General features: G+C 71.6%; 21 protein-coding genes. 13 read left to right on the top strand and 8 right to left on the bottom strand.

All coding sequences use genetic code 11. From position 1 onward, the window contains the following. The first annotated feature begins 48 nt into the window (after positions 1 to 48). Positions 49 to 1557 (top strand): GNAT family N-acetyltransferase, encoded by a 1509-nt coding sequence (locus tag QUG98_RS04910; RefSeq protein ID WP_289469500.1) that lies wholly within the window; start codon positions 49 to 51, stop codon positions 1555 to 1557. Positions 1558 to 1806: 249 nt separating this feature from the next. Here the strand turns inward: QUG98_RS04910 and arfA are convergent, their stop codons facing one another. Then, complete coding sequence (gene arfA, locus QUG98_RS04905; RefSeq protein WP_289469499.1) at positions 1807 to 3309, bottom strand: arabinosylfuranosidase ArfA; 1503 nt, start codon at positions 3307 to 3309, stop codon at positions 1807 to 1809. Between the two features lie 232 nt (positions 3310 to 3541). On the opposite strand from arfA, the gene QUG98_RS04900 reads away from it, so the two are divergent. Genes QUG98_RS04900 through QUG98_RS04890 form a run of 3 tightly spaced genes read left to right on the top strand, consistent with a single transcriptional unit; the run spans position 3542 to position 6848 of the window. Next, positions 3542 to 4909 (top strand): extracellular solute-binding protein, encoded by a 1368-nt coding sequence (locus QUG98_RS04900; protein WP_289469498.1) that lies wholly within the window; start codon positions 3542 to 3544, stop codon positions 4907 to 4909. A 54-nt stretch (positions 4910 to 4963) separates the two neighbouring features. Beyond that, positions 4964 to 5929 (top strand): carbohydrate ABC transporter permease, encoded by a 966-nt coding sequence (locus QUG98_RS04895; RefSeq protein WP_289469497.1) that lies wholly within the window; start codon positions 4964 to 4966, stop codon positions 5927 to 5929. A 1-nt stretch (position 5930) separates the two neighbouring features. Then, positions 5931 to 6848: a carbohydrate ABC transporter permease gene (locus QUG98_RS04890; RefSeq protein ID WP_289469496.1), complete on the top strand. Its 918-nt coding sequence runs from the start codon at positions 5931 to 5933 to the stop codon at positions 6846 to 6848. Positions 6849 to 7073: 225 nt separating this feature from the next. Here the strand turns inward: QUG98_RS04890 and QUG98_RS04885 are convergent, their stop codons facing one another. Both QUG98_RS04885 and QUG98_RS04880 read right to left on the bottom strand, forming a co-directional pair. Then, complete coding sequence (locus QUG98_RS04885) at positions 7074 to 7451, bottom strand: VOC family protein (RefSeq protein ID WP_289469495.1); 378 nt, start codon at positions 7449 to 7451, stop codon at positions 7074 to 7076. 23 nt (positions 7452 to 7474) lie between these two features. After that, positions 7475 to 8314 carry a siderophore-interacting protein gene (locus QUG98_RS04880; RefSeq protein ID WP_289469494.1) on the bottom strand — a complete coding sequence of 280 codons (840 nt, stop codon included), beginning with the start codon at positions 8312 to 8314 and terminating at the stop codon, positions 7475 to 7477. A 29-nt stretch (positions 8315 to 8343) separates the two neighbouring features. On the opposite strand from QUG98_RS04880, the gene QUG98_RS04875 reads away from it, so the two are divergent. The 4 genes from QUG98_RS04875 to QUG98_RS04860 all read left to right on the top strand — a co-directional run bounded on the left by QUG98_RS04875 (position 8344) and on the right by QUG98_RS04860 (position 12547). Beyond that, entirely contained in the window at positions 8344 to 9423 is a 1080-nt protein-coding gene (locus QUG98_RS04875; protein ID WP_289469493.1) for a FecCD family ABC transporter permease, read from the top strand. Then, positions 9420 to 10553, top strand: coding sequence for a FecCD family ABC transporter permease (locus QUG98_RS04870; protein ID WP_289469492.1), 1134 nt, complete (start codon positions 9420 to 9422; stop codon positions 10551 to 10553). The genes QUG98_RS04875 and QUG98_RS04870 overlap by 4 nt, the downstream gene beginning before the upstream one ends. Then, entirely contained in the window at positions 10550 to 11437 is an 888-nt protein-coding gene (locus tag QUG98_RS04865) for an ABC transporter ATP-binding protein (RefSeq protein WP_289469491.1), read from the top strand. Before QUG98_RS04870 ends, QUG98_RS04865 begins: the two co-directional genes overlap by 4 nt. 75 nt (positions 11438 to 11512) lie before the next feature. Beyond that, the gene (locus tag QUG98_RS04860) at positions 11513 to 12547 is read left to right on the top strand and encodes an ABC transporter substrate-binding protein (protein WP_289469490.1); all 1035 of its coding nucleotides are present in this window, start codon (positions 11513 to 11515) and stop codon (positions 12545 to 12547) included. A 67-nt stretch (positions 12548 to 12614) separates the two neighbouring features. Here QUG98_RS04860 and QUG98_RS04855 read toward each other — a convergent pair whose 3' ends face one another. The 3 genes from QUG98_RS04855 to QUG98_RS04845 all read right to left on the bottom strand — a co-directional run bounded on the left by QUG98_RS04855 (position 12615) and on the right by QUG98_RS04845 (position 17562). Further along, entirely contained in the window at positions 12615 to 14675 is a 2061-nt protein-coding gene (locus tag QUG98_RS04855) for a transglycosylase domain-containing protein (RefSeq protein WP_289469489.1), read from the bottom strand. A 213-nt stretch (positions 14676 to 14888) separates the two neighbouring features. After that, positions 14889 to 15851 carry a class A beta-lactamase gene (gene bla, locus QUG98_RS04850; protein ID WP_289469488.1) on the bottom strand — a complete coding sequence of 321 codons (963 nt, stop codon included), beginning with the start codon at positions 15849 to 15851 and terminating at the stop codon, positions 14889 to 14891. A gap of 229 nt (positions 15852 to 16080) precedes the next feature. Next, positions 16081 to 17562, bottom strand: coding sequence for a mannitol dehydrogenase family protein (locus QUG98_RS04845; protein WP_289469486.1), 1482 nt, complete (start codon positions 17560 to 17562; stop codon positions 16081 to 16083). A 185-nt stretch (positions 17563 to 17747) separates the two neighbouring features. On the opposite strand from QUG98_RS04845, the gene QUG98_RS04840 reads away from it, so the two are divergent. From QUG98_RS04840 to QUG98_RS04820, 5 genes are all read left to right on the top strand, one after another. Further along, on the top strand, positions 17748 to 18383 hold the full coding sequence (locus QUG98_RS04840; RefSeq protein ID WP_289469485.1) for a TetR/AcrR family transcriptional regulator: 636 nt from the start codon (positions 17748 to 17750) through the stop codon (positions 18381 to 18383). 72 nt (positions 18384 to 18455) lie between these two features. Further along, on the top strand, positions 18456 to 21140 hold the full coding sequence (locus QUG98_RS04835) for an MMPL family transporter (protein WP_289469484.1): 2685 nt from the start codon (positions 18456 to 18458) through the stop codon (positions 21138 to 21140). 95 nt (positions 21141 to 21235) lie between these two features. Then, entirely contained in the window at positions 21236 to 21682 is a 447-nt protein-coding gene (locus QUG98_RS04830) for a MarR family winged helix-turn-helix transcriptional regulator (RefSeq protein WP_137767955.1), read from the top strand. A gap of 49 nt (positions 21683 to 21731) precedes the next feature. Beyond that, the gene (locus QUG98_RS04825; RefSeq protein ID WP_058729580.1) at positions 21732 to 21944 is read left to right on the top strand and encodes a hypothetical protein; all 213 of its coding nucleotides are present in this window, start codon (positions 21732 to 21734) and stop codon (positions 21942 to 21944) included. Between the two features lie 53 nt (positions 21945 to 21997). Then, on the top strand, positions 21998 to 23092 hold the full coding sequence (locus QUG98_RS04820; RefSeq protein ID WP_289469483.1) for an alkene reductase: 1095 nt from the start codon (positions 21998 to 22000) through the stop codon (positions 23090 to 23092). A gap of 168 nt (positions 23093 to 23260) precedes the next feature. Here the strand turns inward: QUG98_RS04820 and QUG98_RS04815 are convergent, their stop codons facing one another. Together QUG98_RS04815 and pucL are read right to left on the bottom strand one after the other, a co-directional pair. Continuing rightward, entirely contained in the window at positions 23261 to 23857 is a 597-nt protein-coding gene (locus tag QUG98_RS04815) for a nucleotidyltransferase family protein (RefSeq protein WP_289469482.1), read from the bottom strand. A 14-nt stretch (positions 23858 to 23871) separates the two neighbouring features. After that, positions 23872 to 24831 carry a factor-independent urate hydroxylase gene (gene pucL / locus QUG98_RS04810; protein ID WP_289469481.1) on the bottom strand — a complete coding sequence of 320 codons (960 nt, stop codon included), beginning with the start codon at positions 24829 to 24831 and terminating at the stop codon, positions 23872 to 23874. Positions 24832 to 25082 lie beyond the last annotated feature (251 nt).

Raw genomic sequence — 25082 nt, 5'->3', positions numbered from 1 at the left:
GCACGCCGCCGACCTGAGCACCGACCTGAGCACCCCTAGGATCTCGGGATGGAACTCGTCGCCCCCTCCCCCGAGTACTTCCCGTCCTTCCGTCGCGCCCTGCAGGAGTGGGGTGGCGCCCACCAGGACGGTGCCGGCATCCGCGACGCCGCTGCGCTGCAGGACCGGGCGGGCTTCGAGCACTGGGTCGAGCAGCTGCTCGCCGAGGAGACCGTCCCCGCCAGCCCCGGACACGTCACCTGCACCTACCGCTGGATCGTCGAGGGCGACGAGTACCTCGGCAGCATCGCCCTCCGGCACGAGCTGAACGACTTCCTCCGCGCGTACGGCGGGCACGTCGGGTACGGCGTCCGTCCGTCGGCCCGAGGGCGGGGCCTGGCGTCCGCTGCCCTCGCCCAGGTCGTCGAGCTCGCGGCCGAGCGTGGGCTGCCCGAGGTGATGCTGACCTGCGACGCGACGAACCCCGCGTCGCGTCGGGTCATCGAGCACGCCGGCGGCCGGTACGAGCGCAGCGTGGTCGACCCGGACGGGCACACCCTGCTCCACCACTGGATCCGCACCAATGCGCACGCACACCCCGACGTCACCGAGGTGGACATCGTCGGCGGCCCCGAACCGCTGACCGTCGGGCTCCAGGACCACGATCCCGCCTGGTCCGCCCGCTACGAGGAGCACCGTGCACGGATCGCCCGCGCCCTGGACGGCCAGCACGTCACGATCGAGCACATCGGGTCGACGTCCGTGCCGGGACTCGCCGCGAAGCCGATCGTCGACGTCGCGGTCGCCGTGGCGGACGTCACCGACGAGGCCGCGTACCTCGCCCCGCTGCTCGACGCCGGGTACGAGCTCCGGGTACGCGAACCCGGACACCGACTCGTCCGGACACCCGAGCGGGACGCACACGTGCACGTCTACGAGCACGGCGCCCCCGAGCTCGACGACTACCTGCTGCTCCGCGACCAGCTCCGCCGCGACGACACCGACCGGCAGCGGTACGAGGACACCAAGCGGGCGCTCATGGAGCAGTCGTGGGAGGACACGAACGCGTACGCCGACGCCAAGTCGGCGGTGATCGCGGCGATCAAGGACCGTGCACGTGCCGCGGCGGTGCGGGTCCGTCCGGTCCGGTCGACGGACGCGGAGGCCTGGCAGGACCTGTACGCCGGCTACCGCACGTTCTACCGCCTGCCCGAGGACCCCGCGGCCGTCCGGACCACCTGGGACTGGGTGTCGACCGGTGCGCACGGGCTGAGCGGCCTGGTCGCCGAGGACGCCGACGGCCACCTGCTCGGGTTCGCCGACCTCCGGCGGTTCGCCCGCCCGTCGTCGGCCACGACCGGGCTGTACCTCGACGACCTGTTCACGGCACCCGACGCCCGGGGCCGCGGCGTCGCGACCGCGCTGCTCCACGAGGCCGCCACCACCGCTGCTGCCGAGGGAGCGAGCGTCGTCCGGTGGATCACCGCCGAGGACAACGCGACCGCGCGGGCGGTCTACGACCGGGTCGCCGCGGCGACGCCCTGGGTCACCTACGACATGCGGCCGTCCGCGGACTGACCCACCGGCGGACGGGAGGCGTGCGACCGGCCCGTGCCGCGCCTCCCGTCCGGTGCGTCCCGGGTCGGGAGGGGCACTGCCGGGCAACCGGGCGCCTCCCGTCCGGTGACGGCCGCCGGACGCCGTCACGGTCCGGACACGAGCGAAGGGCACCGGTCCGCTCGCGCGGGCCGGTGCCCTCCGTGCTCACTCGACGCTCACCGGAGCGCTCGCCGAGGCGTTCGTGCGCCGGCCGGAGCCGGCGGCGGCTCAGCCGATCGAGACCGCGGTCCAGGAGACCGGGGGCAGCTCGATCGTGATCGTGTCGCCCTCGCGGCGGACGGTCTCGTTCGTGCGGAGACCGACGCGCTCGCGGTCCGCGAGGTCGTTGACGGCATGCACGTCGTCGTCCCAGATGCCCTCGGCGCGGACGTCGCCGTCGGCCCCGATGCCCGCAAGGTCGATCGTCACGGTGGTGGTCTCGGTCTGGTGGCGGTTCACCAGGAACACCGCGGCCTTGCCGTCCTCGACCGTGGCGGCCGAGTCGACGACCGGCACCTCGCCGTACTTGCCGCCGTCGACCGTGTCGCCGGAGGCCTTGACCTGCAGCGACGTGCCGTTCGCGAGCGTCGAGGTGACCGAGAACGGGAAGAACGTCGTCTGGCGCCACGCCGGACCGCCCGGCTCGGTCATGATCGGGCCGATGACGTTGACGAGCTGCGCGATGCTCGCCGAGGCCACCCGGTCCGCGTGGCGCAGCAGCGCGATGAGCAGCCCGCCCACGACGACGGCGTCCGCCACCGTGTAGACGTCCTCGAGCAGCCGCGGCGCCACCGGCCAGTCGTGCAGCTCGAAGGTCTTCTGCTGCTCGTTCCACTTGCTGAGCGACCAGACGTTCCACTCGTCGAACGAGATGTCGATCCGCTTGTCCGACTTCTTGTGCGCCTTGACGTGGTCGGCGGCGGTGGTGACGGTGTCGATGAAGTGGTCCATGTTCACGCCCGAGGCGAGGAACGAGGCCAGGTCGCCCTCCTCCTCGTAGTACGCGTGGGCGGAGATGTAGTCGACGTCGTCGTAGGCGTGCTCGAGGACGGTGCGCTCCCACTCGCCGAACGTCGGCATCGAGGCGCCGGACGAACCGCACGCGACGAGCTCGAGGTCAGGCTGGATCTGGCGCATGGCCTTCGCGGTCATCGCGGCGAGCTTGCCGTAGTCCTCGGCGTTCTTGTGGCCGAGCTGCCACGGGCCGTCCATCTCGTTGCCGAGGCACCACATCTTGATGGCGAAGGGCTCCTGGCGGCCGTTCGAGCGGCGGTACTCGCTGAGCGCGGTGCCGGCGTCGATGTTCGCGTACTCGAGGAGCTCGATGGCCTCCTGCGTGCCGCGGGTACCGAGGTTCACGGCGAGCATGAGCTCGGAGTCGACCGCGTCGAGCCAGTGCTGGAACTCGTGCAGGCCGACCTCGTTGGTCTCGGTCGAGTGCCAGGCGAGGTCGAGGCGACGCGGGCGCTGCTCGACCGGCCCGACGCCGTCCTCCCACTTGTAGCCGGAGACGAAGTTGCCGCCCGGGTAGCGGATCGCCGAGACGTTCAGCTCCTTGACGAGGTCGATGACGTCCTTGCGGAAGCCGTGCTCGTCGGCGGTCTCGTGGGCGGGCTCGTGGATGCCGTCGTAGACGTGGCGTCCGAGGTGCTCGACGAACCCACCGAACAGGCGACGGCGCACCGGCCCCACGGTGAACGCGGCGTCGAGGACGAGGTGTGTGCGGGGCATGGATCTCCTTTGATCGACGGAGGGGCTCGTGGTGCGGCGTGATCGACCCGGTAAGAAAGTGAGCGCTCACGTCTCGATGAACGCTAGCGGGTCCGGCCCGGATGCGGAAGCGGCGGCGCGCCCGCGTCGTGACGTTCACGAAAGGGGTGGCGCACCCCCGACCGTGCCGCTACTGTGAGCGCTCACGGAGCAACGACCCGCTCCGCTCGGCCCGTCCCGATGGAGTGATGCCATGCCGATCCGACCAGCCGTACCCACCCCGCAGTCCCGCGGCGGTGCCTTCACCCGCAGGACCCTGCTCGCCGGTGCAGCCGCCGGCGCCGCGGTCCTCCCCCTCGCGGCGTGCTCGAGCCCGCTCGCCGCCGGTGTCGCCGGTGCCCCGCTCAACCCCGAGACCCTCGTCTTCTGGAACCTGTTCGGCGGTGGTGACGGCGTCCGCATGCAGACGATGGAGGCCGGCTACGCGAAGCAGCACGGCGGCCCGTCCTCGCTACAGGCGACGACCTTCGCCTGGGGCAACCCGTACTACTCGAAGGTCACGCTGGCCACCGTCGGGAACAAGCCGCCGGACGTCGCGATCGCCCACCTGACCCGCGCGAAGCCGCTCTGGGACGGCGACCTGCTCGACCCGATCACCGAGGACGACCTGGCGAGCGTCGGCCTGAGTGCGAGCGACTTCAACCAGAAGGCGTGGACCGCGCAGAAGACCGACGGCAAGAACATCTGCATCCCGCTCGACACGCACCCCTTCGTGCTCTTCTACAACGTTGAGGTGTGCCAGAAGGCGGGGCTGATCGACGCCGACGGCACGCTCAAGGACCTCAACGGCCTCGAGAACTTCGAAGCCGCCCTCGCCGCGGTCGCGAAGGTCACCGGCGGCACCGCGCTCAACGTCGCGAACGTCAGCGAGGTCGCGACCCCGTGGCGCTTCTTCTGGACGATGTACAACCAGATCAACGGGGCGACGCCGTTCATCAGCGACGGCGGCGCGAAGCTCACCGTGAACGAGGACGCCTACGGCAAGGTCACCGAGATGACCCAGAAGTGGGTGCAGAACGGCTGGCTGAACAAGGGCCTCGACTACGCGACCGCGCAGACGCTGATGTTCACCGGCAAGGCGGGCTTCTTCATGCAGGGCGAGTGGGAGATCAGCACCGCGCAGTCCATCAAGGGGCTGCAGTTCGGCATGGTCCCCGTCCCGCAGCTGTTCGACAAGCCGGCGACGCAGGCCGACTCGCACACGTTCATCCTGCCGCGGAAGGACCGGACGCCCGAGCAGCGCAAGGCGCACATGCTCTTCATCAAGCAGATGCTCGAGCAGAGCCTGACCTGGGCCGAGGGCGGACACGTCCCCGCGTACATGCCCACCTTCGACAGCACCGCGTTCAAGGACCTGAAGCCGCAGTCGAACTACGCCTCGGCAGCGGAGACCGCGGTCTTCGACGACCCGGCCTGGTACGGCGGGTCCGGCTCCACGTTCGAGAACACCGTCGGCGCCCAGCTCGCACTGGTGCAGCAGGGCAGCAGCTCCCCCGCCCAGGCGCTCTCGGCGATCAAGGACCAGCTGTCGACCTACCTCAACACCCCGAGCCCGCTGTGACCGGGCACGCCTCCCCGACGACCGACGTGAACACCGCGCGAAAGGCACGATGACGTGACCGCTGCACCAGTTCTCACCCGACCCACGGACGCCGCCGCGATCACCCGCGGCACGCGCCCCCGCGTGAACTCCACCAACCGGGGGCAGGGCCGCTCCGGCTGGCTCTTCCTCGCGCCCTTCGGCCTGTTCTACGTGGCCTTCCTGCTCGGCCCGACGGTCTGGATGCTCGTCACGAGCTTCTTCAACACCTCGACCGTCCGCACCGGCCTCGGCAGCTTCGCGGGCTTCGCGAACTACGCGGAGATGCTCGGACGCGCCGACTTCTGGTCGTCGCTCTGGCACACCCTGCAGTTCACGCTCTACACGACCCCGCCGCTGGTCATCCTGGCGTTCGTGTTCGCCGTGCTGACGAACCGGATGAACCGCGGGCAGTGGTTCTTCCGCCTGGCGTTCTTCCTGCCGTTCATCCTGCCGTCGGCGACGATCTCGCTCATCTGGGTGTTCATCTTCACGCCGGCGACCGGTCTCTTCGCGTCGATCCAGCAGGCGATCGGCCTCACCCCCGGGGCCGGCGTGCTGGCGAGCCCGAACACGGCCATGATCGGTGTCGCGATCGCCACCGTGTGGTGGACCCTCGGCTTCAACTTCGTGCTCTACCTGGCCGGCCTGCAGGAGATCCCCCGCGAGCTCTACGAGGCCGCGGCCGTCGACGGCGCGTCGAACTGGCAGCAGATCAAGTCGATCACGCTCCCGCTGCTCGGCCGCACGACCACCCTGGTGATCCTGCTGCAGATCATCGCCTCGCTGAAGATCTTCGACCAGGTGTACCTGATGACGAACGGCGGCCCGGGCATCTCGACCCAGGTCTCGCTGCAGCTCATCACCGGCGTCGGCTTCACCGACAACCGGCTCGGCGCAGCGTCCGCCGCGTCGGTGCTCCTGTTCATCGTGATCGTCGCGATCGCGGTCATCCGGCAGCTCGTCGAGCGCGCTGCCGCCAAGCGAGAGATCGGGGCCTGACATGACCGCCACCGAGAGCATCACCACGTCGCGCCCGCGGAAGCTGCGTCCGGGCGTCTCGGCCGCCGCTCCCGCCAACGCCGCGAAGATCGGCGTCTCCGGCAAGGGTTTCAACATCGCCGCCGCGATCATCCTCACGGTCTTCGCGATCATCTGGTTGATCCCGAGCCTGTTCGCCCTGAAGACGTCGCTGTCCGACAACGGCGTCGCGGCGCTCGGCGCGAACGCGATCCTGTCGAACTGGAACCCGACGCTGTACTCCTACTCGACCCTGTTCCGGTCGGGCGACATCTGGAACTGGTACCTGGCGAGCGGTGTGACGAGCCTCGTCACCACGGCGCTGACGGTGCTGTTCGCGTCGATGGCGGCCTTCGCGCTGTCCCGCCTGGCGTTCCGCGGTCGGAACGTCGCGTTCCTGCTCATCATCCTCGGCATCATGATCCCGACGCAGGTCCTGATCATCCCGATCTTCCAGGAGCTCAACGCGGTCAACCTGCTGAACACCTACTGGTCGGTGATCTTCCCGCAGGTGCCGGCCGTGATCGCGGTGTTCATCTTCAAGCAGTTCTTCGACGGCATCCCGAAGGAGCTCGAGGAGGCCGCACGCATCGACGGCGCGGGCATGTGGAAGATCTACTGGTCGGTCATCCTGCCGCTGTCCCGTCCGGTGATCGCCGCCGTCGCGATCCTGACCTTCGTCGGTGTCTGGAACAACCTGCTCCTGCCGCTGTTCGTGCTGTCGAACCCGGACCTCATGACGATCCCGGTCGGGCTCGCCACGGTGCAGGGCAGCTTCGGACAGCGCTACGCCGACATCCAGGCCGGCGCGATCCTCGCGGCGCTGCCGCTGATCATCCTCTACCTGATCTTCCAGCGGCAGATCGTGGAGGGCGTGACGGGCTCGGGCCTCAAGGGCTGACCCCACCCCGAGGCGGACGGGAGGCACGGTGCCGGCTGGCAGCGTGCCTCCCGTCCGTCGTCCGCCTGGCCGGACCGGGCGCAGCGACCCTTCCGCGCTTGGGTGACCCTTCCGCGCTTGGGTGACGCTTCCGCGCGTGGGAGGCCAGAAGGAACGTCCGGCCACGCGCGGAAGCGCTTCCTACTGCACGCGCGATGGGTCGTTCCGTCGCGCGGGGCACCGAGGTCAGAGCGGGTCGAGCCGCGTCCGGAGCAGGCAGAACTCGTTGCCCTCGGGGTCTTGCAGCACGTGCCAGGACTCCTCGCCGGTCTGCCCGACGTCCGCAGGTCGGGCGCCGAGCGCGAGCAGACGGTCGAGTTCGGCGTCCTGGTCCTGGTCGACCGGGGACACGTCGATGTGCAACCGCAGGGTCTGGGTCGGCGCGTGGTCGACCCGGTTCAGGATGATCGTCGGGGTCGCACCGCCGAAGCCGGACGCGGGTCCGATCTCGACGCCGTCCTCGTCCTTGCCGAGTTCGACGTAGTCCAGCACCGCGCACCAGAAGCGCGACAGTGCCTCGGGATCGCGGCAGTTCAGCACGAGTTCGCTCAGTCGGACGCTCATGCCGGCACGCTACCCGGCCGGGCTCAGGCGAGGACGGCCTGCCGAGCCTCGTGCTTCCAGAAGCCCGAGAAGGTGATGCGCGACTTCGGGACCCCGGCCCGGTGCAGGTGCCGCCGGCCGGCCGTGGCCAGTCGCGACTCCCCCACGACGAAGGCGTAGACGCGGTCGTCACACGGCACGTGGCGCTCGAGCTCGGCGAGCGCCGCACGCCCGGGGACCTCGTGCGGGCCGACGTGCTCGCGGACGATCCAGGTCACCTCGACGCCGACCGGGGCATCGAGCACGCGGACGTCGGCGGCGGTCGGGACCTCCTGGATGATGCGACCCACGGCGTCGCGGGGCAGCGATGCCGCGATGCCGACGACGGCGGGCAGACCGGTCTCCTCGGCCGCCACCAGGACCTGGCTGACGTCGTCCGGGCAGTCGAAGATGCGGCCCTGGTCGAGCACCGCGAGCTGGTCGCCCGGCTGTGCCGCGCAGGCCCAGATCGCGGCTCCGCCCTCGAGCGCGCCGTGGTCGTCGGTGTGGACGATGAAGTCGACGTCCATCTCGGCCGTGCCGTCGGGCAGGTGCCGGAAGCCGGCGACCGTGTAGTTCGCCAGGTGCGGGCGCTCGTCCTGCGGGATGGCGAGGTACTGCGGGTACCAGCGGGTGCCGTCGATCTCGGGCAGCGTGAAGGTCTGCTGGTGCGGGAGCTGCAGGAACAGCCGGAACCAGTGGTCGTAGCCGGCGAAGGGGAACTCGTGCAGGTCGTCGCCGGTGACGGTCACCCGCTGCACCGACGGGGTGTACCGGACCGAGCGGAGCACCCGGGCGCGGAAGAGCCGGGGTGCCTCGGGCATGAGCCGCGGGATCTTCGCCATGAAGGGAAGGCTACCCTAAGCTGGTCCGCGTGCCATCCCCCGAGACCGTCCTGACGCCCATGCGCGCAGACCGGACCGACGCGACCCCGCGTGCCGACAGCGTGCACCGCCGGGCGGTCCGTCGCCGACTGCTGGTGGTGGCGGTCCTGGTCGTCGTGCTCGTCGTCGCCGCGGTCGCGAGCATGCTCCTCGGGAGCAACCGGCTCGGCGTCGACCAGGTGCTCGCGGGGCTGACACGGTCCGGGTCGAGCACCGCCGAGGCCGTCGTGTGGGGCTCGCGCATCCCGCGCACCCTCATCGGCGCCGCCGTCGGAGCGGCCCTCGGCATCGCCGGGCTCCTCATGCAGGGCCACACCCGGAACCCGCTCGCCGACCCCGGACTGTTCGGGGTCTCCTCCGGCGCGGGACTCGCCGTGGTGCTCGGGGTGTACGTCTTCGGCGTCACGAGCACCGGTGCCACGGTGTGCTTCGCCCTGGTCGGCGCGGTCGTGGCGAGCGTCGTCGTCTTCTCGGTGACCGTCGCCGGCAGCGAGACCGCGAGTCCGGTGCCCCTCGCCCTGGCCGGCGCCGCCGTGTCCGCCCTGCTCGGCGCGATCACGTCCTTCATCGTGCTGACCGACCAGGACTCCCTCGACGCCTACCGGCTCTGGGTCGTCGGATCGCTCGCCGCCCGGCAGCTCGACGTGCTCGCGGCCGCGGCCCCGTTCCTGCTCGTCGGCGCCGTGCTCGCGGTGTGGAACACCCGCGCGCTCGACGCCCTCGGACTCGGCGCGGAGCTGGCGAAGGGCCTCGGCGAGAACGTGCTGGTCGCCCGGCTCGTCGGACTCGGCGGCATCACGCTCCTGGCCGCCGGTGCGACCGCGGCAGCCGGGCCGATCGGCTTCGTCGGCCTGACCGTGCCCCACGTCGCCCGGGCGCTGGTCGGCACCGGACACCGCTGGACGCTGCCCGTCTCGGCACTCGTCGGGGCGGCGCTCGTGCTCGTCGCCGACGTGGTGGGACGACTCGTCGGCGGGTTCTCCGAGGTCGAGGTCGGCATCGTGCTCGCCGTGCTCGGCGGACCGGTGTTCGTCGCCGTCGCCCGTCGTCGATCGCTGGTGTCGCTGTGAGCGCCGCGACCGGTACGACCGGCACGCGGCGTGACCCGGAGCAGCCGAGCGCCGGCAAGCACGCGGGCCGTGCGCCCGCCGGTCGTCGCGGCGTCCGCGTCGGCCCGGTCGGGCTCGCCTGGCGTCCGCGGGTGCTCGGTTGGACGGTCGGCGCGATCGCCGTCACACTGGTGCTCGTGGTGCTCGGCGTCGCCGTCGGCAGCACGTTCATCGCCCCGGGCACCGTCGTCCGTGCGCTGCTCGGTGCCGAGGACGGCCCGGACGGCTTCATCGTCACGACCCTCCGGCTCCCCCGCGTCCTGACCGGCGCGCTCGTCGGCCTGGTGCTCGGGACCGCGGGCGCGCTGACGCAGACGGTCACCAGGAACCCCCTCGGCACGCCAGACATCATCGGCGTGACCTCCGGCGCGAGCGTCGGCGCAGTCGCCGCGATCGTGCTCGGCGGCGGCACCTACTCGGTCTCCTCGGTCGTCCTGAGCGGCGGGATCCCGGTCGCGGCGACGATCGGGGCACTCGTCGCCGCGGCTGCCGTGTACGGCCTCGGCTGGCGAGGCGGGGTGCAGAGCTACCGGCTCGTCCTCGTCGGCATCGGGGTGAGCGCCACGCTCGACGCCGTGACGAGCTACCTGCTCGTCCGCGCGAAGATCACCGTCGCCACCGCGGCGTCGCAGTGGCTCGTCGGCAGTCTGTCGAGCACCTCCTGGACGACCGTGTGGCCGCTCCTGATCGTCGCCGCGGTGTGCGTGCCGATCGCCCTGGCCACCAGTGCCGCGCTCGGCATCGGGCAGCTCGGCGACGAGGTCGCGACCGGCGTCGGGCTCGGCGTCCAGCGGCACCGGCTGCTCGTCCTGGCACTCGCCGTCGTCCTGACCGCAGCCGCCGTCGCCGCCGCCGGACCGATCGGCTTCGTCGCGTTCGTCGTCCCCCAGGTCGCCCTGCGCCTGGCGGGCACGAACCGACCGCCACTGCTGCTCGCCGGAGCGCTCGGAGCGGTCCTCGTCCTCGGCGCCGACCTGCTCGCCCGCTCCGCGTTCCCCTGGCAGGTGCCCGTCGGCATCGTCACGACCGTCGTCGGAGCCCCGTACCTGATCTGGCTCCTCGTCCGCCACCGCAAGGAGATGTCCCGATGACCGCGACCACCGCGCACACCGCCACCACAGCGCGCACCGCACGGACGTACCGGGCCGACGGTGTCGACGCGACCGGCACCGAGCCTCCCGTCCTGGAGGCCCGCGGCCTGTCCGTCGGCTACGACCGCGACCCCGTCCTCCGCGACCTCGACCTGCGGATCGAACGGGGCACCGTGACGACGTTCCTCGGGGCGAACGGCTGCGGCAAGTCGACCCTGCTGAAGGCCTTCGGCCGCGTGCTCAAGCCGCAGTCGGGCGAGGTCCTGCTGGACGGTTCCCCCATCCGGAAGGAGCCGAACCGCGCCGTGGCCCGGCGACTCGCGATCCTGCCGCAGACCCCGGTGGCCCCGGCGGGCACGAGCGTGCTCGACCTGGTGATGCGCGGACGCAACCCGCACCAGTCGTGGGCGAAGCCCTGGACCGCGGACGACGCCGACGTCGCCGAGCAGGCCATCGCGGCGACCGGCCTGACCGAGGTGGCGCACCGTGACGTCGCGAGCCTGTCCGGCGGCCAGCGGCAGCGGGCGTGGATCGCGCTCGTCGTGGCGCAGCAGGCGGAGACCCTGCTGCTCGACGAACCGACCACCTACCTGGACCTCGCGCACCAGCTCGACGTGCTCCGACTCGTCCGGCGGTTGAACCGCGAGCAGGGGTCGACCGTCGTGATGGTGCTGCACGACCTGACGCTCGCCGCGCGGTACTCGGACCGACTGGTCGTCCTGCACGACGGCGGGGTGGTCGCGGACGGCGCGCCGGACGCCGTGCTCACCCCCGCGGTGCTCGAGACCGCCTTCGGTCTGCACGCCCGCGTGGTGCCGGACCCGGTGACGGGCGCGCCGATGATCGTGCCCGAGGCCGACGAGCACGACGCCTCGCCCGCCTGAGCGCCACGGGACGCTGATCACGGGTCGGTGTCACATGCTGGCGGTCCTCACAGAGTTAGGTTAGGCTCTCCTAACGTGAAGATCCCCCGCCGCGGCTCCCTGCGCGCCGCCCTCGTGACGTCCGTGGCCGTCCCGGCCCTCCTGCTCGCCGGTTGCTCCGGAGCGAACGGCTCCGACGACACCGCCCGATCCGGGGACACCGCCGGCAACGCCTCGACCGCCTCCGGCCCCTGGTCGTACAAGGACGCGACCGGTGCGACCGTGCGGACCGACAGCACGCCGAAGCGCGTCGTCGTCCTCAACGACATCGCGATCTCGTTCATCGAGTACGGTCTGCGCCCGGTCGGCACCTTCGGGCAGCTCACCATGGCGAAGGACGCCCGCTTCGACGACCTCGACAAGGACGGCATCACCCAGCTCGGCCAGGCGTACGGGGACATCGACCTCGAGCAGCTCGCTGCGCTCAAGCCGGACCTCGTCGTCACGTCGGTGTACCCGACGGACGAGAAGGGCACCCTCGACGAGACCCAGCCCGGCTACGGCTTCAAGGACAAGGAGCAGCAGGAGCAGGTCGAGGCCATCGCTCCGGTCGTCCAGGTCGAGTGGGGCGGCAAGGGCGAGGACGTGATCGAGAAGATCGCCGGCCTGGCCGAGTCGCTGGGCGCACCCGAGTCGAAGATCGAGGCAGCCGAGGACCGCTTCGACGAGGCCGAGGACACCCTCGAGCAGGCCGCGAAGCAGAGCGACGTCTCGGTCGTCTCGATGTACGCGGACGGCGATGGCGCCTACGTGACCCGCCCGTCCGACGAGCCGACACTGCAGATGTACTCGTCGTTCGGCGTCGACTTCGTGGACCCGGAGCCGAAGGGCTTCTACTGGGGCATCTACTCGTGGGAGAACGCCGGACAGATCAAGGGTGACGTGATCCTGCTCTCGCAGCAGGGCTACCAGGTCGCGGACCTCGAGAAGCAGCCGACGTTCGCCGACGACGCGGCGCTCAAGGCGGGCCAGGTCCACAGCTGGACCTTCCCCGCGCTCGACTACGCGTCGCAGGCGGACTACATGACGAAGCTCGCGGGCTGGCTCGAGGACAGCAAGAAGGTCTCGTAGCCGCGATCGAGACGGACTGGAGGCGCGGTGCCGGCTGGCACCGCGCCTCCAGTCCGTCTCGGCTCGGTCAGCCGACGGGCAGCGCCGCGTTCACCGCCGTCTGCGCCTGCCGCCACACGTCCGCACGTGACCCGGCGTAGGTGCCGCCCTGCCCGCTCCCGACGGACCGCAGGTTCGTCTTCCCACCGTCGGTGTTGCCCTGCCAGTACGCCGTCACCGCACGCGAGGTCCCACCGACGAGCCAGATCTGGTCCGCCGCGTCCGTCGTCCCGGTCTTGCCGAACAGCGTCGCCCCGTCGCGCGTCTGCCCGCCGGACGCCGTGCCGCCGCGGAACGCGCCCTGCATCACCGCGAAGGCCTGCGACGCGACCGCGGGCGACACCGCCTGTGTGCAGGAGCGCGGCTGCCCACCGAGCGCCGTGCCGTCCGGGCCCGTGACCTGGTCGACGACGACCGGCGCGCAGGTCACGCCGCCGTTCGCGATCCCGGCGTACGCGGCCGCCATCGTCAGCGGGGCGATGCTCGTCGTCCCGAGGATCGCCGCCGGGTTCGCGGGGAGCTCGCCGCCGGTCGCCGGGTGCACACCCAGTCGCGCGGCGGTGTCACGGATGTCGCAGAGGTCGAGCCGGGATGCCATGTCCGCGTACGCCGCGTTCACCGACTGCGCCGTCGCCGCGCGGACGGAGTACGGCCCGGTCTGCCCCGGCGAGTCGTTCTTCGGGTCGTACGGGGTGTCGAGCGTGATCCGCTGCCCGCACTGCGTCCACGTGCTCCGGGCCTTCCGCGTGCCGTCCACGACGGTGTCGGGGCTCCGTCCGGACTCGAGCCACTGCAGCAGCGTGAACATCTTGTAGGTCGACCCGACCTGGAAGCCCTTCGAGCCGCCGTTCGACTCGTCGGTGGCGTAGTTGAGCGAGGTCGCCGTCGCCGGGGCGTCCGCGGAACGGTCGAAGTCCTTGTTCTGCGCCATGGTCAGCACGCGGCCGGTGCCCGCCTCGACGGTGTCGAGCGTCGCACCGAGGGCCAGGCGGCTCTCGGTCGCGGGGTCGTGCCGGGCGAGCAGGTCCTTCTGCTGCGTGTTGAGGTCGAGGTCGAGCGTGGTCTGCACCCGGTACCCGCCCGTGCGCCAGGCAGCGGCGCGTGCGGCGGGGTCGGCGCCGAGCTGCGGCAGGTCCTGCGCCACCTGTTCGGCGTACGCGCAGAAGAACTCGGCGCCGCGCACCGCCGACTCGCACCCCTGCTGCGGTGCCGTGAGGCGGACGTAGTCAGCCGGACGCGACGCGAGTGCCGTCGCGAGGTCGGCGTCGCTCAGGTGCCCCTGGTCGTGCATCGAGCGCAGGATGACGTCCCGCCGGGCCTGGTTGTCGGCGTGGTGCTCGGGTGTCGACAGGTCGCGGCGCTCCGGCCACTGCACGATGGCGACGAGCGACGCGGCCTCGGCCGGGGTCAGGTCAGCGGCGTCCTTGCCGTAGTACCGCTGCGAGGCGGCCTGCACGCCGTAGGTCTGGTCGCCGAAGTAGGCGATGTTCAGGTACGCGGCGAGGATCTCGTCCTTCGAGTACTCCTTCGCGAGCCCGATCGCCAGCTTCACCTCGGCGAGCTTCCGCTGCGGGGTCTTCGCGATCGCGTCGCGGTACCCGGCCTCGCGCTCCTCGGCGGTGGGGAGCTCGCTCGCCTGCTGGATCTTGATGTTCCGCACGAGCTGCATCGTGATCGTCGACCCACCGGACCCGCCCTGCCCGCCGGAGGCGACGACGCTCGCGACCGACCGCACCAGGCTCGTCGGGTCGACGCCACCGGTCGCGCGGAAGCGCTTGTCCTCGCCGTCGATCGCGGCGTGCTCGAGGGTGTCGCTGATCTGGTCGAGCGACAGCTCCTGCCGGTTCTGGTCCCACACGTCGACCAGGTGCACGGGCTGTCCGCCCTGGTACGCCCAGATCTCGTTGCGCTCGGGCAGGTCGCCGATCTCGATGTACTCCGGCATCGAGTCGAACAGGTCGATCGCCGAGGTCGTCCCCACCCCGGCCACCGCGAGCACCGGCGTCACGCCGACCCCGACCAGCAGGCCCGCCAGCACGCTGCCGCCGACGAAGCCCAGGGCCGCCCCGGTCGCACGTCGCATCGTCATGTCTCCCCCTCGTGGTCCCGCCCCCGTCGTCCGGAGGCGTCGCGCGACCCTCCCAGCGCTGGTCGGGCGTCCACCCGGCGTTCCCCGGGGAGAACCGGCGCGACCGCTGGGAAAGGACCGAGTCGGTACGGATCGTTACCGGAGGGGCACCCACCGTCACCGTCCCGTGACCCCACCGTGACCCGGTCGTGACCGCAGGGTCGCGCGGACGACTCACCGCGACGATGCGCCGACCGACTGCACCGCCACCCGCGTCGCCGCGGCCACGAGCGCGTCCGAGGGCTCGGCGTCCGCACCGGCACCGTCCCGTGTGGTGAACACCACGAGCACGATCGGGTCCCGCCCCGGAGGCTGCACCACGGCGATGTCGTTCCGCACCCCGTAGGACGCCGTCCCGGTCTTGTCCGCCACCGACCAACCGTCCGGCACACCGGCGCGGATCGTGCCGTCGCCGGTGGTGGTCCCCGCCATCGCGGACCGGAGCAGCGCCCGGTCGTCGGGGTCGAGTGCGTCGCCGAGCAGGACCGCACGCAGGTCGGCCGCCGACTGCGCCGGGGTCGTCGTGTCACGCTGATCACCGGGGACCGCCGTGTTCAGGTCGGGCTCGACGCGGTCCACGCGGGTCACGTCGTCCCCGATCGCGCGCAGCCACCGGGACACCCCGCCGACGCCGCCGAGCCGCTCCACGAGCAGGTTCGCGGCGGTGTTGTCGCTCTGCCGGAGGGCCGCGTCCACCAGCGCGCGGACGGTCATGCCCTCGTCGACGTGCTGGCTCGTCACCGGGGCGTAGGAGAGCAGGTCGCTCCGGTCGTAGTGCACGACGACGTCCAGGTCGTCGCTGCTCGACCGGGCGAGGACCGCCGCCGCGATGAACGCCTTGTTCGTCGACGCGAACGCGAACCGCTCGTCGGCGCGGTACCCGGTGCTGCTGCCGTCCGCCGTGTCGATCGCGACGACGCCGACCCGCGCGCCGTACTGCTCCTCGAGCGCCGCGAACGCGCGGGACGTGGTCGCGTCCGCCGTCGGCCGCGGCGTCGGTGGCGGTGTCGGGGCCGCGGTCGTGCTCGCCGTCGGGCCGCCGCTCGCGCCGGGACCGGCACCGCTGCCGCTGCAGCCGGTGAGCGTCAGCGCGGCGACCGCCGCGATCGTGGTCAGGGTCGTCCTCGTCGTCCGCACGCCGACGAGCATGCCGGGCCCGCCCGCGCCCCACCTGGGCGACGCAGGTCCGGCCGGACGGGAGGCGCGGGTCGGCGCCGCCGCGCGCCTCCAGGCCGTCGGGTCCGGACGGGAGGCGCGGGTCGGTGCCGCCACGTGCCTCCAGGCCGTCACGTCCGGACGGGAGGGGCAGCGCACCGCCGCCACGCGCCTCCCGTCCCCGCGTCGAACCGTCGGGCCCGGCGGTGCGTCAGGACCGCGACAGGCGGGTGACGGTCGCGTGCGCGCCCTCGTCGAGCAGCCCGTCGAGCGCGTCGCGGTACGCCGCGACGAACCGCTCGTCGTCGACCAGGTCGCCGAACACCTGCCGGTCCCGCAGGAACGCGAGCCGGTCCTCGCGCTGCTGCTGGGCCGCGGCGGTGAGCCGGTCGGCGAGGCGGTCGACGACCTGGATCGGCTGCCCGTCCTCGTCGGTGCCCTCGGCGTACCGCGCCCACGAGGCGACGATGCCGGCCGACAGGGTGACCGGACCGCCCGACGCCAGGTTCGCGCGGACGACCGGCAGCAGCCACTTCGGGATGCGGTCGCTCGACTCCGCGCACAGGCGGGCGAGGGTGTCGCGGACCTCGGGGTTCCGGAACCGCTCGATCAGCGTCGCCTTGTAGTCGTCGAGGTCGATGCCCGGCACGGCGTGGAGCGTGGGGGTCGCCTCCTCGTCCATGTACCGGCGGAGGAAGGTCGCGATCGCGTCGTCCTGCGTGGCCTCGTGCGCGTACCGGTACCCGGACAGGTACCCGAAGTAGCAGAGCCCTTGGTGGCTGGCGTTGAGCAGTCGGAGCTTCATGAGTTCGTACGGTTCGACGTCCTCGACGAGCTGGACGTCGGCGTCCTCGTACCGGGGACGGCCTGCGGGGTGGTCGTCCTCGAGCACCCACTGGAAGAAGGGCTCGGCGACGACCGGCCAGGCGTCCTCGATGCCGAGCTCGTCGCGGACCCATGCCCGGTCCTCGTCGGTCGTGACCGGCGTGATCCGGTCGACCATCGAGTTCGGGAAGGACACGTGCTCGTCCATCCAGTCCGCGAACGCCGGGTCCTGCAGCCGCGCGTAGCTCGTGAACATCTGCCGGGCGACGTGCCCGTTGCCCTGGATGTTGTCGCAGGACATCACGGTGAACGGCTCGAGACCCCGGTCGCGACGACGTCGGAGCGCCTCGACCACGAGGCCGAACACCGTTCGCGGCGGGGCGTCCCCCCGGAGGTCCGCCGTGACGCCCGGCTCGTCCGCGACGAACTCCCCCGTGACGTGGTCGAAGTTGTAGCCACCCTCGGTGATGGTGAGGCTGACGATCCGGGTGTCCGGGTGCGCCATCTTCTCGACCACGGCGTCCGGGTCGTCGACTGCGAGCAGGTACTCGACGATGCTGCCGACGACGCGCGACTCGCGGGTGCCGTCCGGGTGCTTGAGCACGAGCGTGTACAGGCCGCCCTGCTCGTCCATCGCCGCGGCCATCCGACGGTCCTGCTCGAGGACGCCGACGCCGCAGATGCCGTACTCGCGTGCCTCACCCCGCTGCAGGAGCCGGTCGAGCACCATTGCCTGGTGGGCGCGGTGGAAGCCGCCGACGCCGAAGTGCACGATCCCGGTGGTGATGCCGTCGCGGTCGTAGGTGGGGACCGCGACACCGCTCTCGGCGATCTGGTCGAGGGTCTCCGGGCTCAGTCGGACGGGCATGGGTACTCCTTCGTACGGCGGTCGCGAGCCCCCAGTCTGTCAGCCTGGGCCGGTGGACGGAACCGGTGTGCAGAACCGGTGTTCCGAGGTCGCGCCCAGCGTCCCCTCCGCGGGCGGGGGACGAACCTGAGGGGTCGCTCGGAGAAGGTGCACCGAGTGCATCGATGCACCTAGTGTTGTCAGACGTGACCACCACCGACCGTCGTGCCGCCCTCAAGGCGAAGCACCGTGCCGCGATCCTGCAGGCCGCGCGCGACCTCGTCGACGAGCGCGGCGGACGCGGCTTCAGCGTCGACGACCTGGCGTCCCGAGCCGACATCGCGCGACGCACGGTCTTCAACCACTTCGCCTCGCTCGACGAGGTCCTGCTCGCGGTGTGCGAGCAGGAGCTGTCGGTGATCATCGACCGGTTCCTCGCCGACATGGCCCGGACCCCGGTCGGCGACGGCAGCAGGGCATCGATGTTCGAGGAGCTCGAGTCCGCCGCACGTGGCGCCGACCTGGCCCCGGCGATCTCCGGCATGTACCGGATCATCGGCGAGCCGGCGAAGGAGGACCCGAAGGCCGCGGTCCTCACCCAGACGGCCTTCTCGCGGGTCACCGAGCGGCTGCGCGACGAGGTCGCCCGGCGGCACCCGGGTGCCGACCCGCTCGACACCGCCCTGCTGGTCGACTCGCTCATGAGCGGCATCGTCGTCATCGCCGACCACTGGCTCACCCACGACGGTCCCGACCTCACCCCGGCATCACTGACCGCCTGGGACGCCCTGCTGAGCAGACTCGTGCACAGCGTCCGCTCCGGCTACATGCCGACCTCCTGACCACTCTCCCCGGGGTCCACCGGCGCACCCCGCACCACCACAGCACCTGACACGAAAGGACGGGGCAACCGCATGGCCGGTCTCCTCTACCGTCTCGGACGGTTCTCCGCACGACGCCACTGGCTGGTGATCATCGCCTGGATCGTCATCATGGGCATCGCAGGGCTCACCTACAGCCTGTTCGCCGGCACGATCTCCTCGTCGATCACGATCCCGAACACCAAGACGAGCCAGGTGCAGGACGAGCTGGCGGAGAAGTTCCCGTCGGCGAACGGCGGCAACGGCACGCTCGTGTTCGAGACGACCGACGGCAAGGCGTTCACGGCGGCGCAGAAGGCCGACGTCAAGGACTTCCTCGACGGCATCGCCGACCTCGACGGGGTGAAGGAGGTCCGCGACGGCTTCACCACGCAGGACCAGCTCGACGAACAGCGGCAGAAGATCGACGACGGTCGCCAGCAGATCCAGGACGGCCAGGCGCAGATCGACCAGCAGAAGGCGCAGCTGGAGTCCGGCAAGCAGCAGATCGAGCAGGCGCAGACGCAGCTCGACCAGCAGAAGGCCCAGGCCGAGGCGCAGGCACAGGCCGCCGGAGCCGCCGCCGCGAACAGTGCGGCCGCGCAGGCAGGTCAGCAGCAGCTCGCCCAGGCACAGGCGCAGATCGACGCGCAGCAGCAGCAGATCACCTCGGGTCAGGAGCAGCTCGAGCAGGCCCAGCAGAAGCTGGACGACCAGCAGCGGCAGCTCGAGCAGGGGTCCGACCTGCTCGACCTGTCGAAGGACATCCGCTTCGTGTCCTCGAACGGCGCGGCCTCGATCGGCACCGTGCAGTTCACGAAGTCCACGTTCGAGGTGCCGCAGGAGACCAAGCAGGAGATCTCCGACCGCGCCGAGAGCGCGAAGATCGACGGCGTCGAGGTGTACGTCTCCAACGACATCGCGCAGGGCGTCCCGTCCATCCTCGGCCCGGGCGAGATCGTCGGCGTGATCATCGCCGCACTCGTGCTCTTCCTGATGCTCCGCACCGTCATCGGCGCCGCGATCCCGCTGCTGTCCGCCGTGCTCGGCGTCGGTGTCGCCTCGCTCGCCGCCCTGTCGTTCTCGAGCCTGGTCGAGTTCATCTCGGTCACGCCGGTCCTGGGGGTGATGCTCGGCCTGGCGGTCGGCATCGACTACTCGCTCTTCATCCTCAACCGCCACCGGACCCAGCTCAAGGCCGGCATGGGCGTCCACGAGTCCATCGGTCTCGCCAACGGCACCTCGGGCAACGCCGTGGTGTTCGCGGGCACGACCGTGATCGTGGCGCTGCTCGCGCTGAACATCACCGGCATCCCGTTCCTCGGGCTGATGGGCACCGTCGGCGCGGTCGCCGTGCTGTTCGCGATCCTCATCGCGACCTCGTTCACCCCGGCACTGCTGTCCCTGCTCGGCATGCGCATCCTGCGGAAGAAGGAGCGGCAGCAGATCGGGCACACCGGCTCCGTGCAGGTGCCGAACAAGCCGATGTCGACCTGGCGCGCGGTGATCACGCTCGTCGCCGGCGTCGCGGTGCTCGGCACGATCGCCCTGCCCGCCACCCAGATGCGCCTCGGCCTGCCGACGGGTGCGTCCGAAGCCACGGACTCCTCCCAGTACAAGGCGTACAAGGCGCTCGAGGACGAGTTCGGCGCCGGCCAGAACGGCCCGCTGCTCGTCGTGGCCGACCTGCCGAAGGCGATCGCGGAGGACGACGTCACGGCGACCGAGGTCACCATCGGCCAGGCGCTCGCGAAGAACGACGACGTCGAGGCCGTGCTGCCGATCGGCGCCTCGTCCGACCGTGACATCATCGCCTTCCAGGTCAAGCCCGCTGGCGGCCCGGACAGCGTCTCGACCGAGACCCTGGTCAAGGACCTGCGCGAGCAGACCGTGACGACCGACGACGGCACGGTGACGCTCGGCGTCGCCGGCAACGCGAGCGCGAACATCGACGTGTCGGAGAAGCTCGCGAACGTGCTGCCGCTCTACCTCGTGGTGGTCGTCGGCCTGTCGCTGATCATCCTCATCGTCGTGTTCCGGTCGTTCCTCGTGCCGATCACCGCGACGGCCGGGTTCATCCTGTCCGTGCTCGCGTCCTTCGGTGGCCTGACCGCGATCTACCAGTTCGGCTGGCTCGGCTCGGTCTTCGGCGTGCACGACCCGGCACCGATCCTGAGCTTCCTGCCGATCATCGAGATCGGCATCCTGTTCGGGCTCGCGATGGACTACCAGCTGTTCCTGGTGTCGGGCATGCGCGAGGCGTACGCCCACGGCGCCTCGGCGAAGGTCGCGGTCCAGCGCGGTCTGCACGCCGGGCGAGCGGTGGTCACGGCAGCGGCGATCATCATGATCTCGGTGTTCGCGGGCTTCATCTTCTCGGAGTCCTCGACCATCAAGCCGATCGGGTTCGGGCTCGCGTTCGGTGTCCTCGTCGACGCCTTCGTCGTCCGGATGCTGCTCATCCCGGCGGTCATGCACCTGCTCGGCAGGAGCGCGTGGTGGATCCCGAAGTGGCTCGACCGGATCCTGCCGGACGTCGACGTCGAGGGCGCCAAGCTCGAGCGCTCGCACCCGGGTGACGACCGCGGCCACCGCGCCGAGCCCGCCGTCGCCGGTGCTGCAGCCGGAGCCGGGGCCGGGGCCGGGGCCGGGGCCGGGGAGCACCGCGGCTCGCACGCCGCCGACGTCGAGCCCGACGCGAACCCGCACGAGGGGCACACCCCGACGCACCGCGCGTAGGCGCCAGCCCCGCAGCACCACCTGGAGGCCCGGTGCCGGTCCGCGTGACCGGCACCGGGCCTCCCGGCCGTTCGTGGACGAAGTACCGTGGTCGCATGACCGCGACCGACGTCGACCCCCTCGCCCTCGACCGCCAGCTCTGCTTCGCCCTGGCCGCGACGAGCCGCAGCGTCATCGGGCTGTACCGCGACCTGCTCGACCCGATGGGCCTGACGCACCCGCAGTACCTCGTCATGCTCGCCCTGTGGGAGCACGACCCGCGCTCGGTGCGCGAGATCGCCGCGGAGCTCCGGCTCGACTCGGCCACGCTGAGCCCGCTGCTCAAGCGTCTCGAGGCCTCCGGCTACGTCCGACGCCAGCGCAGCACCGCCGACGAGCGCCAGCTCGAGGTGTCGCTCACGACCGCCGGTCGAGCGCTCCGCGACCGGGCGCGCGCGGTCCCCGTCGCCGTGGCCGATCGACTCGGTTGGCCGCTCGAACGGCTCGAGCGGCTGAAGGACGACCTGACGGATCTGCTCGGACGTGTCGACGCCCTCGACTGAACGAGCGCTTCGTGGCAGAATGGTTCGTGCACGAACGAAAGGACGGGCCGTGGGTCGCTTCGGCAGCTGGTACGACCGCTGGAACCGCACGCTCATCGAGAAGATGGGCCCGTCGCAGATCGGCGCCGGGCACGCCGAGGGCGTGGACGACCGCACCGTGGACCGCCCCTGCCCGATCTGCCGGCAGCCGCTCTCGCAGCACACCGTGATCCGCCCCGAGGGCCAGGTCCGTTCGAGCACCCTGGTGTGCCCCGGTCGCTGAACATCTGCCGCGGAGTCGGAATTGCCGACCACAACACGTGGTTCAACGGAGGCGTGAAGCTCTTCGAAGCCGCCGACCTCGGCGCACTCCACCTCCGCAACCGCATCGTCATGGCACCCCTCACCCGGACGCGCGCCGGTGAGCAGGGCATCCCGAACGACCTCCTCGTCGAGCACTACGCGCAGCGCGCCGGCCTCGGCATGATCATCACCGAGGGCACCTGGCCCGTGCAGGAGGGCCGCTCCTACCCCGGGCAGCCCGGCATCGAGACCGACGAGCAGGTCGCCGGCTGGCGTCGCGTGACCGACGCCGTGCACGAGCGCGGCGGCACGATCGTCATGCAGCTCATGCACGGCGGTCGGGTCTCGCACACCGACATCTCGCAGACCCCGCGCATCGTCGGCCCCTCGGCGATCGCCGCGCCCGGCCAGACGCACCTGGCCGACGGCTCGAAGGCCGACATGCCCGTGCCGCACGAGCTCACCACCGACGAGGTCCGCGAGGCCGTCCAGGGCTTCGTGCAGGCCGCCCGCAACGCGATCGCCGCCGGACTCGACGGGGTCGAGGTGCACGGCGCGAACGGGTACCTGGTGCACGAGTTCCTCTCCCCCGTGTCGAACACGCGCACCGACGAGTACGGCGGCTCCCCGGAGAACCGCGCACGCTTCGCCGTCGAGGTCACCACGGCGATTGCCGAGGCCATCGGCGCCGACCGCGTGGGCATCCGCCTGTCGCCGCAGCACAACATCCAGGGCGTGCTCGAGGAGGACGACGCCGACGTCCGTGCGACCTACACCGCCGTCGCCGAGGGGCTCGCCCCGCTCGGACTGGCCTTCGTGGACGTCCTGCACGCCGAGCCGGGCAGCGACCTCGTCCAGCACGTCCGCCGCACGGCCGGCGCCCCGTTCATCGCGAACTCGGGCTTCTCGTCGATGACGACCCGCGACGAGGCGATCACGCTGCTCGACGGCGGTCTCGCCGACGCCGTCGCCGTGGGCCGCGCCGCCATCGCGAACCCGGACCTCGCCGACCGCTGGGAGCAGGACGCGCCGCTCAACGAGCCGCGCCCGGAGCTCTTCTACGGCGCGAGCGCCGAGGGCTACACCGACTACCCGACGCTCGACCAGGTCCGCGAGCCCGTCGCGTAGTCGACGCACCACCCGCGGTCGGGAGGCGCGGTGCCGGCCGACACCGCGCCTCCCGACCGTCCCGGGGTCGTCGGGTCGCATCGCACGTCGGGTGCCGATCCGCGCACAGCGTGCCGATCCGCTCGTAGGAGACACGGCAGAACGTCCTTCGATGCGCGGATCGGCTTCCTACTCCACGCGCGATGGGTCGGAACGATCCGGACGGTCGCGATCGGCACCGTCCCACAGGTCCGCGCAGTCGACACCGACGACGCCGGCACCCCGGAGCCAGGCACCGGCCACGCGGTCCGTCGGGTCGGACGTGACCGCGTCCACGAGTGCGGCGCGGTGAGCCGGACCGACGAGCACCGGGTGGCCCGGACGGTCACCGAAGACCGCGCGGCACAGCACGTCCGAGTCGCCGGCCCGTGCCACGAGCCGCCGGACCACCGCGACCGGCAGCGTCGGCAGGTCGACGAGCGAGACGCACGCCACGGTGTCCCCGTCGAGCGCCCGGAGCCCGGCCGCGAGCGAGGCACCGGGGCCGGCGGCCCAGTCCGGTGCGACGATGCTCCGCACCTCCGCGTGGTCCGGCACGAACTCCTGAGCCGTCCCGGCCGCGGCGCCGAGGACCACCACGACCTCGCGACACCCGCCGTCGAGCAGCGCGCGGGTGCCCAGCTCGACCCACGGGGTCCCGTCGTGACCGCGCACCAGCGCCTTCGGCGTCCCCATCCGCCGCCCGGCGCCCGCGGCCAGCAGGACGCCGGACACCGGGAGCGGCACGAGTGGACCCGCGATCAGACGAACGCCGGCACCGACGCCCATGCCGCAGGCGCCTCGGCGACGCCGTCGCGGACGACCGTGCCGGAGATCAGGCCGTAGGGACGGTCCGCGGCGAAGAAGACCTCGCCCGGGTTCTCGAGGCCGAACGGCGACAGGTCGACCAGGAAGTGGTGCTTGTTCGGCATCGAGAAGCGGACCTCGGCGATCTCTGGGAACGCCTCGATCGCCGTCCGGCCCATCGCGAACAGGGTCTGCTGCAGGGCGAGCGAGTGCAGCTCGGCGAAGGTCGCGAGCATCCGGTCGAGCACGCCCGCGTACACGGCGTCGTAGTCGATCCCGGCTGCGACCGCCTCGGGCGTGTAGCGCCAGCGCGCCGTGACCGACGTCGCGAGGATCCGGTCGTCGGTCTCGGCGAGGGTCGTGTAGCCGTCGCGGGGGAAGCCGTGGAACTCGCTGCCCGTCGACTTCAGGAGGGTCAGGTCGGTCACGCCGGCGAGCACGTGCACGTCGTCGCCGTCGACCTGCACCACCGCGGTGCGGGTGCCCCGACCGGAGCGGACGAAGGAGTGGTCGTGCTCCCGACCGTCGACCGCGATGCGCTCCCACGCGTGCTGCTCGGCGGAGAGCGTGGACCCGTCGTACCAGTCGAACGCGGTCGCGAAGTGCCGACCGAGGCGGAGCAGGAACTCCTCGGGCGACCCGACGCCGTGCTCCTTCGCGAAGGCGTACACGGTGTTCTTCTGCGTGTCCGTCGCGACGACCTTGGCGTTGTCGCCCTCGGTGTAGGACTCGGCGAGCGCCGCCCCCCGCAGCTGGGTCGTGACCGTCAGGTCCTCGATCTCGTGGCGGTCGGTGTCGCGGGTGACGCGCACGAGCCGGACCTCGGCCTTGCCGTACTGGTTCGCACCGAGACGGACCGAGGTGGTGACGGGGGCGGTGGTGTCCTGCACGGTGGGGGCTGCGGTGGTGTCCATGCGGCGACGATGACACCCGCGTGTTTCGGCGGTGCGTCGAACAGGTCACGAGCTGCGTCCACGGCGGCGGTCCGGTCGTGACGCGGGCGTCGCTCCCCCGTAACGACGCTGAAACACCGGTTCCCTAGCGTTGCGGCCACGAACCGATCCGACCGAGGAGGCACCGTGGCGCACAGCACCGCACCCCGGGCGTCCTCGGCGTGGAACCGCGGGATGATCGCGCACGGCCGACGACCGGGCGACGCCGTCGT

This window comes from Curtobacterium subtropicum (assembly GCF_030362975.1).
In the GTDB taxonomy this organism is placed as follows: domain Bacteria; phylum Actinomycetota; class Actinomycetes; order Actinomycetales; family Microbacteriaceae; genus Curtobacterium; species Curtobacterium subtropicum.
The sequence above is the reverse complement of the archived record's forward strand: the minus strand, read 5'-3'. Positions and strand labels throughout refer to the sequence as shown.

What these genes read in the sequence shown, in the direction of transcription:
- QUG98_RS04900 (WP_289469498.1), top strand. Translation starts at nt 3,542, where the DNA reads ATGCCGATCCGACCAGCCGTACCCACCCCGCAGTCCCGCGGCGGTGCC.
- QUG98_RS04845 (WP_289469486.1), bottom strand. Translation starts at nt 17,562, where the DNA reads ATGCCCGTCCGACTGAGCCCGGAGACCCTCGACCAGATCGCCGAGAGC.
- QUG98_RS04865 (WP_289469491.1), top strand. Translation starts at nt 10,550, where the DNA reads ATGACCGCGACCACCGCGCACACCGCCACCACAGCGCGCACCGCACGG.
- QUG98_RS04890 (WP_289469496.1), top strand. Translation starts at nt 5,931, where the DNA reads ATGACCGCCACCGAGAGCATCACCACGTCGCGCCCGCGGAAGCTGCGT.
- QUG98_RS04855 (WP_289469489.1), bottom strand. Translation starts at nt 14,675, where the DNA reads ATGACGATGCGACGTGCGACCGGGGCGGCCCTGGGCTTCGTCGGCGGC.
- QUG98_RS04880 (WP_289469494.1), bottom strand. Translation starts at nt 8,314, where the DNA reads ATGGCGAAGATCCCGCGGCTCATGCCCGAGGCACCCCGGCTCTTCCGC.
- arfA (WP_289469499.1), bottom strand. Translation starts at nt 3,309, where the DNA reads ATGCCCCGCACACACCTCGTCCTCGACGCCGCGTTCACCGTGGGGCCG.
- pucL (WP_289469481.1), bottom strand. Translation starts at nt 24,831, where the DNA reads ATGGACACCACCGCAGCCCCCACCGTGCAGGACACCACCGCCCCCGTC.
- QUG98_RS04885 (WP_289469495.1), bottom strand. Translation starts at nt 7,451, where the DNA reads ATGAGCGTCCGACTGAGCGAACTCGTGCTGAACTGCCGCGATCCCGAG.
- QUG98_RS04910 (WP_289469500.1), top strand. Translation starts at nt 49, where the DNA reads ATGGAACTCGTCGCCCCCTCCCCCGAGTACTTCCCGTCCTTCCGTCGC.
- QUG98_RS04830 (WP_137767955.1), top strand. Translation starts at nt 21,236, where the DNA reads ATGACCGCGACCGACGTCGACCCCCTCGCCCTCGACCGCCAGCTCTGC.
- QUG98_RS04835 (WP_289469484.1), top strand. Translation starts at nt 18,456, where the DNA reads ATGGCCGGTCTCCTCTACCGTCTCGGACGGTTCTCCGCACGACGCCAC.